The organism is Spirosoma harenae (genome assembly GCF_054776975.1).
Genome location: NZ_BAAHBD010000012.1, coordinates 37,156 through 53,949, shown reverse-complemented (window position 1 = coordinate 53,949; position 16,794 = coordinate 37,156). Strand labels below are relative to the sequence as shown.

11 protein-coding genes are annotated in these 16,794 nt (G+C 44.9%); 5 read left to right on the top strand and 6 right to left on the bottom strand.

Annotated features, from left to right (window positions below; all coding sequences use genetic code 11):
• The first annotated feature begins 28 nt into the window (after positions 1-28).
• Positions 29-1,408, top strand: coding sequence for a Gfo/Idh/MocA family protein (locus ACYVE4_RS18010; RefSeq protein WP_461041583.1), 1,380 nt, complete (start codon positions 29-31; stop codon positions 1,406-1,408).
• A gap of 80 nt (positions 1,409-1,488) precedes the next feature.
• Here ACYVE4_RS18010 and ACYVE4_RS18005 read toward each other — a convergent pair whose 3' ends face one another.
• Positions 1,489-2,016: a hypothetical protein gene (locus tag ACYVE4_RS18005; protein WP_461041582.1), complete on the bottom strand. Its 528-nt coding sequence runs from the start codon at positions 2,014-2,016 to the stop codon at positions 1,489-1,491.
• Between the two features lie 416 nt (positions 2,017-2,432).
• On the opposite strand from ACYVE4_RS18005, the gene ACYVE4_RS18000 reads away from it, so the two are divergent.
• Positions 2,433-3,062, top strand: a complete 630-nt coding sequence (locus ACYVE4_RS18000) for a hypothetical protein (protein ID WP_461041581.1) — start codon at positions 2,433-2,435, stop codon at positions 3,060-3,062.
• 56 nt (positions 3,063-3,118) lie between these two features.
• Here ACYVE4_RS18000 and ACYVE4_RS17995 read toward each other — a convergent pair whose 3' ends face one another.
• The 4 genes from ACYVE4_RS17995 to msrA all read right to left on the bottom strand — a co-directional run bounded on the left by ACYVE4_RS17995 (position 3,119) and on the right by msrA (position 8,615).
• A complete protein-coding gene (locus ACYVE4_RS17995; RefSeq protein ID WP_461041580.1) occupies positions 3,119-3,349 on the bottom strand; it encodes a hypothetical protein in 231 nt (76 codons plus the stop codon).
• 390 nt (positions 3,350-3,739) lie between these two features.
• Positions 3,740-4,624, bottom strand: a complete 885-nt coding sequence (locus ACYVE4_RS17990) for a DUF4249 domain-containing protein (RefSeq protein WP_461041579.1) — start codon at positions 4,622-4,624, stop codon at positions 3,740-3,742.
• Between the two features lie 43 nt (positions 4,625-4,667).
• Positions 4,668-7,055 (bottom strand): TonB-dependent receptor, encoded by a 2,388-nt coding sequence (locus ACYVE4_RS17985; RefSeq protein ID WP_461041578.1) that lies wholly within the window; start codon positions 7,053-7,055, stop codon positions 4,668-4,670.
• 981 nt (positions 7,056-8,036) lie between these two features.
• On the bottom strand, positions 8,037-8,615 hold the full coding sequence (gene msrA / locus ACYVE4_RS17980) for a peptide-methionine (S)-S-oxide reductase MsrA (protein ID WP_461041577.1): 579 nt from the start codon (positions 8,613-8,615) through the stop codon (positions 8,037-8,039).
• 110 nt (positions 8,616-8,725) lie between these two features.
• On the opposite strand from msrA, the gene ACYVE4_RS17975 reads away from it, so the two are divergent.
• The 3 genes from ACYVE4_RS17975 (at position 8,726) to ACYVE4_RS17965 (ending at position 13,142) form a co-directional block, all read left to right on the top strand.
• Positions 8,726-9,607, top strand: coding sequence for a PPK2 family polyphosphate kinase (locus tag ACYVE4_RS17975; protein WP_461041576.1), 882 nt, complete (start codon positions 8,726-8,728; stop codon positions 9,605-9,607).
• Positions 9,608-9,780: 173 nt separating this feature from the next.
• Positions 9,781-12,204, top strand: coding sequence for a TonB-dependent receptor (locus ACYVE4_RS17970; RefSeq protein ID WP_461041575.1), 2,424 nt, complete (start codon positions 9,781-9,783; stop codon positions 12,202-12,204).
• 32 nt (positions 12,205-12,236) lie between these two features.
• The gene (locus tag ACYVE4_RS17965) at positions 12,237-13,142 is read left to right on the top strand and encodes a DUF4249 domain-containing protein (RefSeq protein ID WP_461041574.1); all 906 of its coding nucleotides are present in this window, start codon (positions 12,237-12,239) and stop codon (positions 13,140-13,142) included.
• 5 nt (positions 13,143-13,147) lie between these two features.
• On the opposite strand, the gene ACYVE4_RS17960 is transcribed toward ACYVE4_RS17965, so the two are convergent.
• Positions 13,148-16,693 (bottom strand): VCBS repeat-containing protein, encoded by a 3,546-nt coding sequence (locus ACYVE4_RS17960; RefSeq protein ID WP_461041573.1) that lies wholly within the window; start codon positions 16,691-16,693, stop codon positions 13,148-13,150.
• Positions 16,694-16,794: the final 101 nt, after the last annotated feature.

Below are 16,794 nucleotides of genomic sequence, written 5' to 3'. Positions count from 1 at the left end.
GGCACTGCTGCCTAAACTCTCAACTTGCATGCATAATTTCAATATCAACCGTCGTCGTTTTATACAAGGTACTACGGCTTCTCTTGCTCTGTCATCGTTTGGAGCTAGGGGGCTGGATTTAATTAACCCACCGAAAGCCTATCGCGTAGCATTGATTGGTACGGGCTGGTATGGTAAGAGTGATTTGTTGCGCCTAATCCAAGTGGCACCCGTTGATGTTGTTGCCCTTTGCGATGTTGATAAAAATATGCTGGCAGGAGCGGCCAAATTGGTGAGTCAACGGCAAAAATCGGGTAAAACGCCTAAACTGTACGGCGATTATCAGAAGATGCTGGCTGAAAATCAATTAGACATTGTCCTGATTGGTACGCCTGACCATTGGCATGCTTTGCAGATGATCGATTGCGTAAAAGCGGGAGCGAATGTGTACGTACAAAAGCCAATTAGTGTGGATGTTATGGAAGGTGAAGCCATGGTAGCCGCAGCTCGCAAATACAATAAAGTGGTTCAGGTCGGTACGCAACGGAAAAGTACACCACACCTGATCGAAGCCAAAAAACGGTTCGTCGATTCGGGCATGCTGGGTAAAATATCGCACGTAGAAATGTCCTGCGATTTACACATGCGGAACAATGGTAATCCACCCGTACAGGCTGTTCCTGACTTCCTGGATTACAACATGTGGACAGGCCCAGCTCCGCTGCGTCCTTACGATGGCTTGCCACACGTACGTTGGTGGCGGACGTTTATGGAATACGGTAACGGCATTACCGGCGATATGTGCGTTCACATGCTCGATACCGTTCGCTGGATGTTGAACCTTAAGTGGCCCAAGCGCATCAGCTCGCATGGTGGTATTTACGTGCAGAAAGAAGGGAAATCAAATATCTCTGATACGCAATCGGCTCTATTTGAATATGATGAGTTGAACTGCGTATGGCATCACAAAACCTGGGGCACAGCAAATAACCCTGACTATCCCTGGTCGTTTACGCTGTATGGCGAAAAAGGAACCCTATGGGGAAGTACAATGCAATGTGACTTTATCCCAGAGGGCAAAGGTGGAGAGAAAGTTCACCTGGATGTTGTTTATGAAAAGGAAAAATATCCAGAAGATGTAACCGAAGATACCAATCCGAAAATTGAATTGAACGCAGCACCAGCTACGCGCCTGCACATGCTCAACTTCCTGGATGCCATCGAGAAAAATTCTCGCCCTATTGCTGACATCGAAGAAGGGCACATCTCAACAGCGAGCTGCATTTTGGCCAACATGGCGATGAAAACGGGCCGACCAATGGTATATGATCCCGTCAAACGCGAAGTGGTTGGCGATAAGGAAGCCACTAAAATGCTCGCACGGGATTACCGTTCACCGTATGTGCATCCCGATCCGAAGAAAGTTTAGGGAAAAAGTTAACTAGTATTCCATACGAAAAAGGGCTAGCCTGATTCAGGCTAGCCCTTTTTCGTATGGAAAATGCTTGCTTACAAACCGAACGTAATACCCAGCATAAGCGGAGCAATACCTGTTCCTAATTCAGCAAAACCACCTACTTTCTCACTGAAGAAGTAGCGGCCACCAAGGTGTACGGGTACAAACACACCGCTGCCAAACGTGTTAAAACCTGTACCGAAGCTAGAGCTGTAACTAACACTCTCGTAGCCTAAACCAATACCTGCATACAGATCAGCCTTATCAGTGCTTAGGTTTAATATTTCGTTGAAGTGATAAGAGCCTCGAGCTGCAAAGTATAAATAGTTGATTTTATCATTGTAACCAAGATAGCCATAATTGAAGCTACGATAAGCTACCTGGCCACCGACCGTGATGTTTGGAGCAACACCGAAATCGGCAGAAGCACCGAAGGCAATACCACCCGCACTTGCCCAACCACCAACACCAATACCGAGATTAATTAACTTGGTTCCTTTGTCAACTTTATACTGTGCAAACGATTGAGTACCGGCTAACAGGCCAAGAACCAATAAAATAGAAAAGTGGATTTTTTTCATTTGACGAAACTGATTTATGTTAAAATTTAGGACAAATTAAAAGCGAATATGTGGGCCTAACAAACACCAGCGCGCACCTCTTATTAATCGGTCATCTGATAGATTGTGCGACAAACATAACAAACAGAAATATATAACCTATAGTGTATTCTAAATATATTTTGATTAAATATCTCACTTTCAATAAGTTATTTTTAATGCTTTTTAATTCAGACGTACAACTACACTAAAAAAGCTCCTCACTATTGAGGAACTAAAAAAGAAAAAATATGATGGATCTCATTGTTAATGAGCGACTTTAAGTTTCAATCTATTCTTAAAACAAACAAGCTGCGATACTATGGATATAGTAGTCAATCTCCCTCGAATAAATGATAGTTTTGTGTGTTTGTATAGTTGAAAACCTTATCCTCACCATGAAAATTACCTGCCTAAGCCTTACTTGGGCTACGCTTTTCTTAGGTTTACTATTTTTGGGCTGCCAATCATCAGGCAGCGAGCAGGCTTCCACTACAATTGAACGCGAAACCAACGAGCATCTTTCTAAGGAGCAACCTGATGTCAGTGTGGATTCAACCGCCAATAACGATTCTGATATGATAGCCTGGGAGAGACGACAGCAATCTCTGAGTCAACCTCGTCAGCCATTAGATTATATTCCCATCGTACGCGATACGCTAATGGGTCGGAATGTGCCTGTCCGTACTGCACGGCAACTAGCTGGCCCACTAGTCAAACAGATTGGTTTTGATCAATATGATATTATTGATGTCATGTTATCGGATAACCGCGATCTGAATGGTGATCATCGATCCGATTTTCTATTTACGCTGCGGAATGGGCCTTTTGATGGCAACGGTCGTGGATTAACGACGCTTGTACTGCTTTCAACAGGAAAAAATCAGTACGAGGGTTATGCGACCGAACCTGCCTGGAATGGTATGCAGAACGAGCTGCCAGACCTCGACGCCGTACAGTTTTCGAAAAAAAATCAGCGGCCTTATTTCACTCAAAACACAGCCACTTTTCCTTTTATCAAACTCTAGCCTTACTATCAATTACGACAAAAGCCCTGATACGTGGTAGGTATCAGGGCTTTTGTTTACCAGTACTCCCAACGGGCCGAGTGCCGATGCTGATAGCGAAAACAGTCATCGGTTTTACCTCGGACTACCCGGTATAATTCCTGTTTGTTGTGTGCCCGATCTTTACGTTGTTTGAGTTTACAATACCAACGTGGGACAGGCCATAACCAATACCGAGGATGTCGCTCTATCGACTTTTTTACCGCTTGGGTCGGATACTTGTCAGTGTACTTGTGTGTTCTTGCCATTGTGCATTAGGTGATTACCTAATGCGGACGAAAGAAGTGCATAACATAGCTATGTTTAATGTGGAAGACTATTCGTGATTTGCTATCGAGTTGATTTACGGTTTCAATTTATCCTTAAGAATCGAAGTGGCGGTAATACTACTTTGATTCTCAAAACAGTACAAAGATATGAATTAATTAAGGGTACCAATAAGAATAAAATTTTACCAAATAAGTCGCAACGCCATTATTTCAACCATTATAGCGCTTTGATACCTCTGTAAAGATTTTCTTGGTAATTCATTGATAGCCTTAGTTGGTATGTATAAAACAAAACCCTCACCATTGGCAAGGGTATGTTTGATTATGTAAACTTGACATTTGGCGCTGAAGTGGTGCAGCGCCCACACCTTACCTGATCACCAAAGCTAAGGGTGAGAGATTGTAGCTGCCGAAGCAGCCCAGACCACCCTGAATGTTGCTGGGAATCGTCACCGACTCCGCAAACGGGTTTTCCGACGCCTGTAGCTGCTGATTCAGCGCCAGATGATAGTGATAATACGCTTCATCCACATGCAACAAAGACACACTGATCAGCGTCGATCGATTGTTCTTTTTAAAGCTGCCATCCCCCAACGTGGCTGCCATCGCCAGACTTTTATCCTGGCGGCCACAGGTCAACAAACCCATCGAGTTCGTGGCGCTCATAAATGAAATGGGACTTGGTGTGCCGTAGGATGCAGTAAGAGGAGCCGTTTGGCTGATGCCCTGTACCATCCCTTTCAGGCGGAAATAAGCACCCGATTGATTGTCCCAGCAGCCGATGGCCCGGAACACCTTCTGAGTAGCGGTCGACTGTGAGGTGGAGTCAATCCGGATATTTTTGAGCGGAATTTGAGTTGGCACAGTGGTGGTAGCGGTAACCTGCTTGCCATCAGGTGTGCTAACGGTGAGTATATACGTACTGCCCGCTTGGATAGGCATTCTTTTGGCTTTGATGGTGTATTGCGATTGCGAAGCGTTGTAAATCAGATTGACTGTCGTGCTGCCATTGGAGAGGGTAACAGTAGCATTGGCAATATCGACGGCTTGGGCAGCATTGTTGTCCAGTACGGGCCTTGATCGGCTGACTTTGGCGGTGAGCAGGGTATCCTGTGGGGAGATGAAGCAAGCGACGGTCAATTTAGCGGTTTCGGTGCTTAGTTGATCGGGGGTGATTTCTTGCTGGTTGAAACTACAGGCAACTAAGGAGGTTGCTAAAAAAAGCAACAGCATTTTTTTAGTGAAGGAAATCATGAAATCGGGTGAGACGAGTCTCTTAGTAGACTGTTGATGATGATTAAAAACGAACTGTGTAGCTTACCGACGGCAACACTGGGAACAGCGAGTATTTATACAAGACTGTTTTTGAAGGAAGGCCCTGGCCCTGATCTTTTCCTTCCAGCGAGTACAGGAAGGCATTGTGGCGATTGTAAGCGTTATAGACACCAACCTCCCAAATTCGCTCGAAGCTAGACCGCTTTTTGGTAAAGCGTACGCTCATGTTCAGGCGGTGATATGCTTCGGCACGGAAACTGTTCCGATCACCATACTCTTTGATATTCGGTGCAGTAGAGGAAACCGGACCTTGATCAGAATAACCTGAATAACGGGCGATAGGCAGCGTCAGCGCATTTCCTGTGCCATATACCCAGGAGGCTGAGAAAGAGATGGATGGCGTCAGATCATACATGGCTACAATCGAAGCATCATGACGACGGTCGTAACGAGGGAAGAATGGCTTGCCACCATTTAAGTCGTTGAATTGCCATTCGGTCCAAGACAACGTGTAGCCAATCCATCCTGACAATCGGCCAGCTTGTTTTTGCAGCAATACTTCCGCACCATATGAATGACCTTGACCATTCGTTACATTATTCGTCCAGCCCGTCGAATTTACGTTGCCAGCCGCGTCTGTCGAAAGGAAACTAGCACCTTCTTTGTAGCTCAGCAACTGATTCATCTTCTTGTAATAGCCTTCCACCGTTAGCGACATACCAGCTTTGGTAAAGTCTTTGGCGATACCGAACGCTACTTGCTGCGATTGTTGTGGCTTGATATTGCCAACCGTAGGTACCCATAAATCAGCCGATAAACCAACACCTGAACTCGACAACAGGTGCATGTACTGATTCATCAGGGCGTAAGAGGCTTTGAAAGAAAGCGTAGGGGTGGCGTGATAAACCATCGACAGACGAGGCTCTGGACGAACATACATCGTTGACGCTGAATCACTTGATTTAGATAGACTATCCGATTTCAGGACCGAATAGCCGCTCACCCGAATGCCCGTATTAAGCGTGAACCGATCGCTTGGGCTCCAGGTATGCTCGAAATAGGCACCTGACTCAAGAGCGTTCACCGTTTGATCAGTCGTAGTTCCTTCTTCGTGGCTCGATGTTACGTAAGCCTGTGGGTTGAACTGGTGGCCAGTAGTCTGAACACCAAACGCTAGTTGATGATGGGTATTGATGTATTTATTGAAATCATATTTCAGACCTAAATCCTGGATGCTCGACTGATAATTCAGTGTGTATGCGCTAACCTGATTGTTGTTGTTAACAGCCTGCTGATCTTTTACACCTAGCTTGTAGGAGCTATAGAGAAGCGACAGGTTCGAGCTAGAGCCTTTTGAACCAACATGGCTCCAGCGCACACTACCAGCCTGGTTAGCCCATTGAAGGTCAGATTGTAAAGGGATACTATTGCTACGGTTATTGCTGAATTTATCCCGGCTGGCGTAGCCGCTGATGTAGATTTTGTCGTTATCGCTAGCCTGGATGGTCAATTTGGCGTTGGCATCGTAGAAATAGGTTTTTAGAGTGGGCTGATCGGCGGCTTTCTTCTCTAAAAGGCCGGTAATCATATCAATATACGTACGACGTCCAGCTACCATAAACGACACCCGTTTGCCCAGTGGGGCACTCAGGCTTACACGAGAAGCGATCAGACCACCCGAAACTTCGCCGTGGAAGCCATCGGTTGAACCATCTTTAGTGGTTAACTCAATAACCGACGATAGCCGACCTCCGAAACGAGCAGGGAAGCCACCTTTGGTCAAATCAACGCGCTTTAACGCATCGCCGTTGAAGGCAGAGAAAATACCTAATAAGTGATTGGGATTATAGATCGGTGCATTATCTAATAGAACCAGATTCTGATCGGGAGCCCCACCGCGAACGTACAAGCCTGCATTACCTTCTGATCCTTTCTGAACGCCAGGCATCAGTTGGAGCATTTTCATCACATCTTTCTCGCCGAAGAGCATGGGCATTTTATCCAATTTCTCCATTGACAGGCTAATGGTGCTCATCTGTGGATTCGCACTGATGTTGGGCCGATTGGTTACCTTAACTACTTGCTCCTGAAGCATCTGACCTGCTGACAGATATACGGTCAGTTCATTTGTCTGTGTTGGTTTAACGGTTTGGTTTACAGATGTGAAACCAACAAATGAAAAAGTTAATTGAACGTTTGCCGAAGCGGGGATCGATAATGAGAAGTATCCTTTGCTGTCTGTAATGATTCCTGCTTTATTATCGCTGGTGTGAACGTTGACGCCGACGAGAGGAGTTTGGCTGCCTTGTTCAAAAACGTAACCGGAGATGCGACGAAATTTAGGTAATCCGTTGGCGACTACAAGAGTAGTCAACAGCCAGAAGCTGAAGAGGGTAATTGTACGTTTCATGTTTAAGTTCAAGTTTACAGTAGGGCGAAAGCATCAATTGATTGCATTCACTTACTAATAAGACTATGCTTATTTGAATAGGTCACATGAACAAAAATCCATTTCTAGTTAATTGAAGCCAATGCATAATCTTATGTTTTGTACTTTTTGTAGATAATATGTATCAACACGAATAGTTTACACAAAAAGATATAGTACAATAGTACTATTTAGCTAATAGCCTGTTATCTGCTTTAATAGCTAGATAAAATCCTGGTTGTTTATTGATTATATAAGTTAACTGCTTGATATAGAATGAACTGATAATCAAATAAAATATAAAATACTAGCTCTTTTTAGCTGAAATTGTCACTATTTGTTTACTAAGCGGTGGTGATTGACTACGTTGAAGTCGTGAATTATGACGTTGGCCACACTGAGTCTTTTTCGGAGAAAATGACCATTAAAAATTAATTAAAATTAATTAACGCCAGTGACTTAGCCTGTTTTCTCAACTATTTCGGCGCTGTTAGATTAATCATTTGCTCTGTAATCTTTCTCGATTTTTTAAGATAAGGAGCTGTAAAAGAGCTATTGATTAGCCTAAGAAGCAATTTTAGGCATTTGATAGAGCCAAAGGTGTCAGACAAAAATGGTCGAAGAGAAATGGAGAGTTATTAAAAACGAGAAGCGATACTATATTCTTGAACAGTTGAAGACAGATATAGTGCAATATGACTATGCGTAATCGTAGGCATTCGGTGATCAGCTCGGAATAGCAGGCTGAAATCCACAAAGTAGTCGGCAGGATAATGTATTGGCGCGCCCAGATTAGGCCGTCGTCCAGCCGTGCAGGAATGTCATAGATATGTCTAAATAAATAAGCTTGATACGTCAGCTTTCAAACCAATACATCTATACTTAAACAAGCTAATAATAAGCGAGTACTGTCCAGATAGATATCAATAAAAAAGCCCCATTTTCAGGGGCTTAACTTGGGTATTAGTGATTGGCCAGAGAGTTTATCTCGGGTTTCAATTTATCCTTAAAGACTTTGCGGAATTTGTCCACTTTGGGAGCCACAACAAAGGCACAATATCCTTGATTCGGATTATTTGCAAAGTAATGTTGGTGATACTCCTCTGCTTTATAGAATGTCTCAGCGGGCGTAATTTCCGTTACAATCGGATCATTGTAAGCACCTGACTTATCTAATTCGGCTTTTATGGTTTCTGCCAGTTGTTTCTGCTCATCGTTATGGTAAAAGATTACAGATCGGTACTGTGTACCAATATCATTTCCCTGGCGGTTGAGCGTGGTTGGGTCGTGGCTACGAAAAAACGCTTGCAGTAATTCCTGATACGAAATTATCGTTGGATCGTAAGTCACTTCAACACATTCGGCATGGCCTGTTGTACCTGTGCAAACTTCTTTATACGTTGGATGTGGCTTGTGGCCGCCTTCATACCCAGAAACGACCGAAATAATGCCGTTGAGTGATTCGTAAACGGCTTCTGTACACCAGAAACATCCTGTTCCAAAGGTTGCTTTTGCCAGATTATCAGATTGCGTATTTGTCATATCTATGGATGCTATAAACCTGTAACGTTTCGAAACCTTATAGATTTAATTCGGTTAATTTGCCTGATCACTTAACGTAAGTGAGCTACGTAAAGTTTACCTCCATTCCTGTGAAAGATTTCGATACCGACCGCTTCCGTTACGACGGTGATAAACCTCTAAAAATTAAAAAAGCGCCAACGAAAGTTGATGATCTGTACGAAGATGATGAACATTACGAAGCCTTGTTACGGCAACAGGCTGCGGAAATCGACAAGTTGCAGGAGAAACTATATGCCGACAACCGATATGGATTATTGACCGTCTTTCAGGCGTTGGATGCTGCCGGAAAAGATGGGACAATTCAGCATGTATTTACGGGTACGAATCCGGCGGGTATACGTGTCTATTCGTTTAAACGACCAACGGATCAGGAGCTCGATCACGATTTCCTCTGGCGCAGTTGGCGTGAATTACCTGAGCGGGGTATGATCGGTATTTTCAATCGATCGTATTATGAAGAAGTACTGGTCGTAAAAGTACATCCGGAGATTTTGACCCAGAGCCAGCGTTTGCCCGAAAAGTCAACCGAGGATTTGGAGAAGCTTTTTAAACATCGTTACGAAGCAATTCGAAATATGGAAATCTTTCTGCATAGGAACGGCTTCCCGACAGTAAAATTTTTTCTACATGTCTCTAAAGATGAACAGGCCGAACGGCTCATTGCTCGTATTGAGGACGCGGAAAAAAACTGGAAGTTTGAAGAAGGCGATGTAAAAGAACGCGATTTCTGGGATGACTATCAAGACGCTTACGAGATGTGTGTCAACGAAACGGCTACGGATAAAGCACCCTGGTACATTATTCCGGCCGATGATAAGAAGAATATGCGCCTGATTGTTGGCCGTATTATCATCGAAGAGCTAAAAAAGTTGCCTAATGCCGACGTCAAACCCGATAAAAAACGATTCGAGGAACTACAGAAACTGATTCCGGTTATTCGGGCTCAGTAATTGATTCGAGTAAATTATATTGGTTTTGTCCTGCAATCGGGGCCGTTCAGCCTCTGATTTAGCAGGTTTATCTAATTTTATACAAAACCACCTACCTGGAGGTGTACCTTTACGTTATCATTGGAGCAACCTGATCGTGCCTTCCCAGAGGTACGCAATCTATTGATAATGGAATGAAAAATACCTTACTGTTTTGGCTGTACGGCTTATTTAGCGTTACACTAACGCTGCAACAAAGTCAGGCCCAATCGAACACGAATGCAATAAACCTTCAGGAAAAGGCGGGCCGAGCTGCTGCGCTGACCGTTAGCGGCTACATCAAGGACGCGACTAATGGCGAAGGGTTGATCGGCGTATCGATCTATGTAAAAGAAACCGGAACGGGCGCCGTTACCAATAGCTACGGATTTTACGCCGTTACGTTACCTCCTGGTAATTATAATCTGATAATCAGCTATGTCGGTTATGCCAAACAAACCAAAATCGTTGATCTGACGGATCGCAATCTGCGCCTTGATCTGGAATTGAGTCAGGAAGGAAAAGATTTGCAGGAAGTGGTCGTTTCGGCCAATCGGGAAGACGATAACGTTAAGAGTATCGAGATGAGCGTTAACCGGATTGACGTAAAAACATTGCAGCGAATTCCGGCACTATTGGGCGAGGTCGATGTGATTCGGAGTATTCAGTTGCTACCCGGCGTTTCGACGGTAGGAGAGGGGGCCACCGGATTTAATGTGCGGGGCGGAAGTATCGATCAGAATCTGGTCTTGCTGGATGAAGCGCCAGTCTATAATTCTTCTCACCTTTTTGGTTTCTTTTCGGTCTTTAATCCAGACGCTGTAAAAGATGTAAAGCTGATTAAGGGCGGTATCCCCTCTAATTATGGCGGACGAATTGCCTCAATTCTAGATGTTCGATTGAAAGAAGGAAATGCTAAGAAACCTGAATTGAATGGTGGAATTGGGTTGATTTTTAGCCGATTATCCTACGAGCGGCCCTTATTTAAAGGGAAAGGGTCATTTATTGTAGCGGCCCGACGGTCGTATGCGGACATTCTGGCGCAACCATTTCTGAACAATGATCTAAAAGGCGCTAAATTCTACTTTTACGACCTGACGGCAAAAGGTAATTATCGTATCAACGATAAAAATACCGTGTTCCTTTCCGGCTATTTAGGACGCGATGTCTTCGGATCTGACTTTGGCTTTAACTGGGGAAATACAACGTTATCGGCACGCTGGAATCACGTATTCAATGATCGACTGTTTTTAAATACGACGGCTTATTACAGCAACTACGATTACTCGCTAAACACGGATTTGAAGCAGAAAAGGCCCAACGATTTCTTCAGAACCGACTCACGTATAGTTGATTACAGTATAAAGCCCGATTTTTCGCTTGCGTTGGGTAAAAACACAATTACGTTTGGTGGGCAGGCAATTGTGCATGATTTTCAGCCTGGTACGGCGACTGCTGCCAGCGCAGGAGCTGTTCGCTCCTTCGGTATCGAGAATAAACATGCGCTCGAAGCCGCTCTGTATATAGGTAACGAACAGCAGGTAACCCCACAACTGCAACTCCAGTACGGCCTACGCTATTCATTATTTAACTATACGGGTCCAGGCGAAGCCTATACGTTTCAGACCGACGTTGCCTTAGGGACAAGACGCGAAGTGCTTACCACAGTTGCCTATAAAGGTGCCAGCACGATTCAGACATATGGGAATTGGGAACCACGCTTCGCAGCTAAATATGAACTGACGGATAATAGCTCGATCAAACTCAGCTACAACCGGTTAGCGCAATATATCCACCTGATTTCCAATACGACAGCCTCAACACCGTTGGATATCTGGACACCGTCGACCAATAATATCAAACCACAGATTGGTGATCAGATTGCGGGTGGATATTTCAGGAATTTTGGTCGTTCGGGAAAAGAATTCGAAGCGTCGGTGGAGGTTTATTATAAATGGCTTCAGAATCAGATCGATTACATTGATGGAGCCAGCCTGATTTTAAACAAATACCTGGAAGGTGATCTACTCAACGGCAAAGGCCGAGCGTATGGAGCTGAGTTTTATTTGAAACGAAATACGGGTGTCGTCAATGGCTGGATCAGCTATACACTGGCAAAAACGGAACGTCAGGTGGCCGGTATTAATGGTGGAGATTGGTATCCAACCCGCTTCGACAAACGGCATACATTGACGTCAGTTCTGCTTTTCGATCCACCCAGTGCCAAGCGATGGAATTTCTCAGCCACATTTACACTTGCCAGTGGTACACCCGGTACCTTTCCTACAGGACGATTTGAGTACGGTGGATTTGTTGCTCCGATTATCGATGGGCGTAATAATTATCGAATTCCAGCTTATCACCGGCTTGATCTGGCTGCAACCTTGCAGGGACGGAAACGACCCGGCAAGAAAAAAGAAGATAACTGGGTTTTCTCAGTCTATAATGCATATGCCCGGAAAAATGCGTTCTCGGTTTATTTCCAGCAAAATCCCGACAATGCCCGTGTGACCGAAGCGATCAGATATTCGGTTTTTGCTACGATCATTCCATCGGTGACCTACAACTTTAAATTTTAGACAACAGTAGTCTGAAGTATGGCTTCATTACCATGAAAAAAACAGTTCTTTTCCTATATCTGTTCAGTGCTGTCTTACTGCTAAATAGTTGTACAACAGTTATTGACGCAAAACTCGATACTGGGCCTACGCAGTTATCAGTCGATGCGCTCTTAACCGATCAGCCCGGTCCGCAAACGATTCGACTTACCCAATCGGCGGCTTATTTCGATAATAGTACACCACCAGCCGCAACCAGCGCAACCGTGATGGTAACCGACAATACAGGTAAGAAATACGCTTTTTTAGATCCGGATAATGACGGTTATTATATCTGGCAACCAACCGGAAAAGATACACTTGGGCATGTTGGCCGCACATACCAGTTGACGATTGCTTTTCAGGGAGAAACCTACCAAGCCAGCTCGAAAATAAATCCGGTTCCCCCTATCGATTCGACTATTTTCGTCAAACGCAAAACCAATCCATTTTCGACAAGAGAGGGGTATAGGGCGGAATTTTATGCTGTCGATCTACCCAAATCCGTTGATTATTATCGGGTACGATTCTTCCGAAATGGCGAATTGCAGAATAAACCAAACAACATTATTACCTCGCAGGATGGAGGATTTCGGAGCGGCAGTAATAACGTTACGGATGGATTGATGTTTATCGCGCCCATTCGTCGTTCTGCCAATCCGGATAGTTTGTACAACATGAACGACGAGGTGAAGGTTGAACTCCACTCGCTCTCAGCTGAGGCTTTTGATTTCTGGCAACAATTCCGAACCCAGATCACCAATGGTGGATTATTTGCTACCCCACCCGCTAATATTCCAACGAACATTATCAATACTAAATCGACGGGCCGGAACGGAGTTGGATTTTTTATCACGTCGGCCGTGCGAAGCCGCACTGTTAAAGTTACAGACGCGGCTATTCGGGTAAGGGAAGATTGAACCGATTATTTACTGATCTGCTCACCCGGTAATAACCAGACTCCACGTGCTGACTGGGCATAAAACGACGTTCCGAATGGAATTTCCTGCCGACGATCTTTGCCGTTTTTCAAGCGGATGCTAACAGCCGTTGTCTTGATATCTACAGACGTGAACGTTTGGGGCTGCTGAACGGCAAAAATGCGTAATGGTCCCCGGTTTTGCGAGGCCGCCAACCGACAACGTCCCTGAGCATCGGGCCAGCTAACCAGCGCTCTGGCGTTCCCCGGAACAAAAAATCCGCTTTCAGACATGGATACGGGCGTAAATCCTCCTTTTCCATCGCCTTTCAAAACCAACCCGTTGAACGCATCCATGCGACCCGCAATCAAATCTGTGCCATAATCATTACCGACCAAAACAGCGTCTAAATTTCCATCGTTGTCTACGTCCTGCGCCAGCATGCCAAATAGGGGAGCCGTTTGAGCCAACAAGGGTAGTGGCCGAATCTCGAATTTACCCGCTCCTTTATTCTCAATATAGCTACTTGACAGATAGTTGGCTGAGAGCTTTAAGGCCTGATTGCGCTCGTCTTCGGTTAAAATCTGACTGATGGTTGCCTCGCCAAATGGAGCATATTTAATGTATCGGCGTTTGATCCCAATCATCTGCTTTACCATGTCATCCCAACCAAAATAAGGATACTCGTCGTAACCTTTCGCGTTCTTGTAGTAAACGGTCGGGAATGCATCGTAAAATCCATTATTATCAAAATCACCGGCGTAAATCCGCGCTGGGTGTTCAGGCGTAGCCCGGATCAGGTTATTCTGCCCTACATTGCCTGCCAGATAATCTATATCGCCATCGTTATCAAAATCGCCAGGGGTTAGCGAATTCCAAAAACCCGTCTTTTCTGCTAAACCACTATCCGTAAGCGGCTGAAAACGCCCTTTATCATTACGAAGCATTGTCAACGGAGCCCATTCACTGGCTAGCAGTAAGTCAGGATCGCCATCGTTGTCGTAGTCTGTCCAGAGTGCATCACAGGTTAGTCCACCTTTAACCAGAACTGGAGCTATCTGAGCGGTCACATCAGTAAAACGTGGCTGCCCCTTTTTACTATCGTTTCGAAGTAAATAGCTGGGTACGGCCATCGGATACTTGTACGGCTCAACGCGCCCTCCAACAAATAAATCGAGGTCGCCATCACCATCAAAATCAGCGGCTTTTACGCAGGAACCATTCAACTGAAAGGCTGGTAAGGCAGTTGGTGTCAGGGCGAAATTACCTTTACCATCATTTACGTAAAGCCGGTGTCGGTAAGCCTCTGCCGACTGGTCAGGATTAAATTCAGGGCTTCCGCTAGCCGCGTACAGATCTAAATCGCCATCACTATCGGCGTCGAATAACAATAGACCCGTATCTTCAGCCAACTTGGTCGGTAGGGCTTTCAGCGTAAAATGCCCATTCGGTTGTTGTAGCAGCAGTTCAGTTGCATACTTAGAACTTCCCCCAACCACCATATCAATAAGGCCATCACCATTAACATCACCAGCCGCCAGTGCAGGACCATACTCAGATAATTTATGCAGTAATGTCTTCTGTACGTTGAAATCGATAACATCCGTTTCTTCGTGCTGGTACGTTACACCAAGCTGAGTTGTTATATCCTGAAGAAAAGGTTTAGAGGTTGGTTGGGTAGTTGGGGCAACGGGTTGGGCATCGCTTGCTTTCACTGTAATTGTCTGATCGGCCTTGAGGCTGGGAATGACCTGTACATGACCATCAGACCAAGTGATTTTTACGTTTTTAATTTCTGTTGCCTTGCCCAGACCAAAGTGCGCAACCGGCTCAATGCTAGATAGATACCCCCTATAAGGTGTATGTTCGTAAAAATCCTTCCGACCATCCGCAAACTCATACTCAATAGTTGCGCCTAATCCCATCGGATTGGCATTGGACCCCTGAAATTTGATGCGCAGGTAATGTGTTGAACCCGATTTTTCGTCGTTCAGGTTGTTTCGATAGACAAAAGCTTCGTCATTAATGTTGTTGATAATGTAGTCGAGATCGCCATCACCGTCGAAATCAGCATAAGCGGCTCCGTTCGAGAAATTGGGTTCCGACATGCCCCAGCTTTTCGTAACATCTTCGAACGTCGCATTTCCCTTGTTTCGAAATACGTAATTGCTGACTTTTACCTCAGGGATTTTTTCGATTAACTCTTTGCGTAAATCGTTGGTCAACAGCTTATTGACAGAGCTATAATACGCCATAAAATCGCGATCGGTAATATCTCGTGGATAGCCATTGGTAACCAATAAATCCCGATTTCCATCATTATCGAGATCGGCCAGTAATGGCGACCAACTCCATTCGGTTTCGGCTATACCAGACAGCATACTGATCTCGCTAAAAACGGGCATGCGTACGTTGGTCGTGTCGGTAGGGGGTACGCCCTGATTGAGTTGTAACGTATTACGGGTGTATTGATGCTCGTATTTTAGCCGATCCCACTCCTGATAGAGAAAATAGCTCGTACTGCCCATCAGACTCTTCTTTCGCAGATTTTCTTCAGGAAGCATATCCATAACGACAATATCAGACAAGCCATCGCTGTTGACATCAGCCACGTCGATTCCCATAGCGGTATAGCTGGTATGTTTTAGCGAGCCACGGGAGCGGTTGGTAAAGGTTCCGTTTTGATTATTTACGTACAGTACATCGTTGGTTGTGAAATCGTTAGCTACGTAAATATCTTTCCAGCCATCACGGTTTATATCGCAGATATTAACACCCAGCCCGAATCCTTCCGACAATAAACCCGCTTGTTTGGTAACGTCCGTGAAATAAGCATGACCGCGTTTTTGATCGAAATCATTTCGATAAAGACGGTCCGTATTGGGCGAAGACCCATCATTCACTAATACGTGCAGATTACTGGGACTTTTCTCATCCGCCACCTGATCGACCAGCACAAAAAGATCCAGATCACCATCGTTATCATAATCAAAAAAGGCCGAATGCGTTGAGTAGGTCGTATCTGCAATGCCGTAATCGGCCGCCATTTCGCGGAATTTTGGTGCTCCGTTGGCGTCATTGCCTTGGTTTACATACAGCAAATTGGCTCGACGGGTGGCATTTTTGTGAAGCGTAGTCGATACGTAAACGTCTAACTTCCCATCTGCATTAATGTCTACAACCGATACGCCCGAACACCAGCGGCCAGCGCCATTTACGCCCGCAGATTCGGTTACGTCTTTAAAGTGAAAACTGCCTTCGCCTGTCTCCGTTTCATTAATATAGAGTCGATTCGATACCTGATTACCGGCAAAAAACACATCTGGTTTCTGATCGCCGTTGAAATCGCCAACGCCAACACCCCCACCGTTATAAAAATATTGATAGCTCAGAATGTTCAGCGTATCACTGTTGGTAACGGTATTCGCAAAGGTGATTCCTGTATCAGAAGAACTGAGCCGATCAAACAGTTTCTTTTCAGAACAGGCCGTTAATAAAAACAGAGTTGCAATTGGGAGGAGCCAGGCGATGCTGTTGAAATGTCGTTTCATGAATCAAAATGCGGATTCTACAGTGGCAGAATGAGCAGTATATCCCCAAATTTACCTATTAAAACACCGATTCGTGCATAATACGTGTGTTTCTGGGCAAA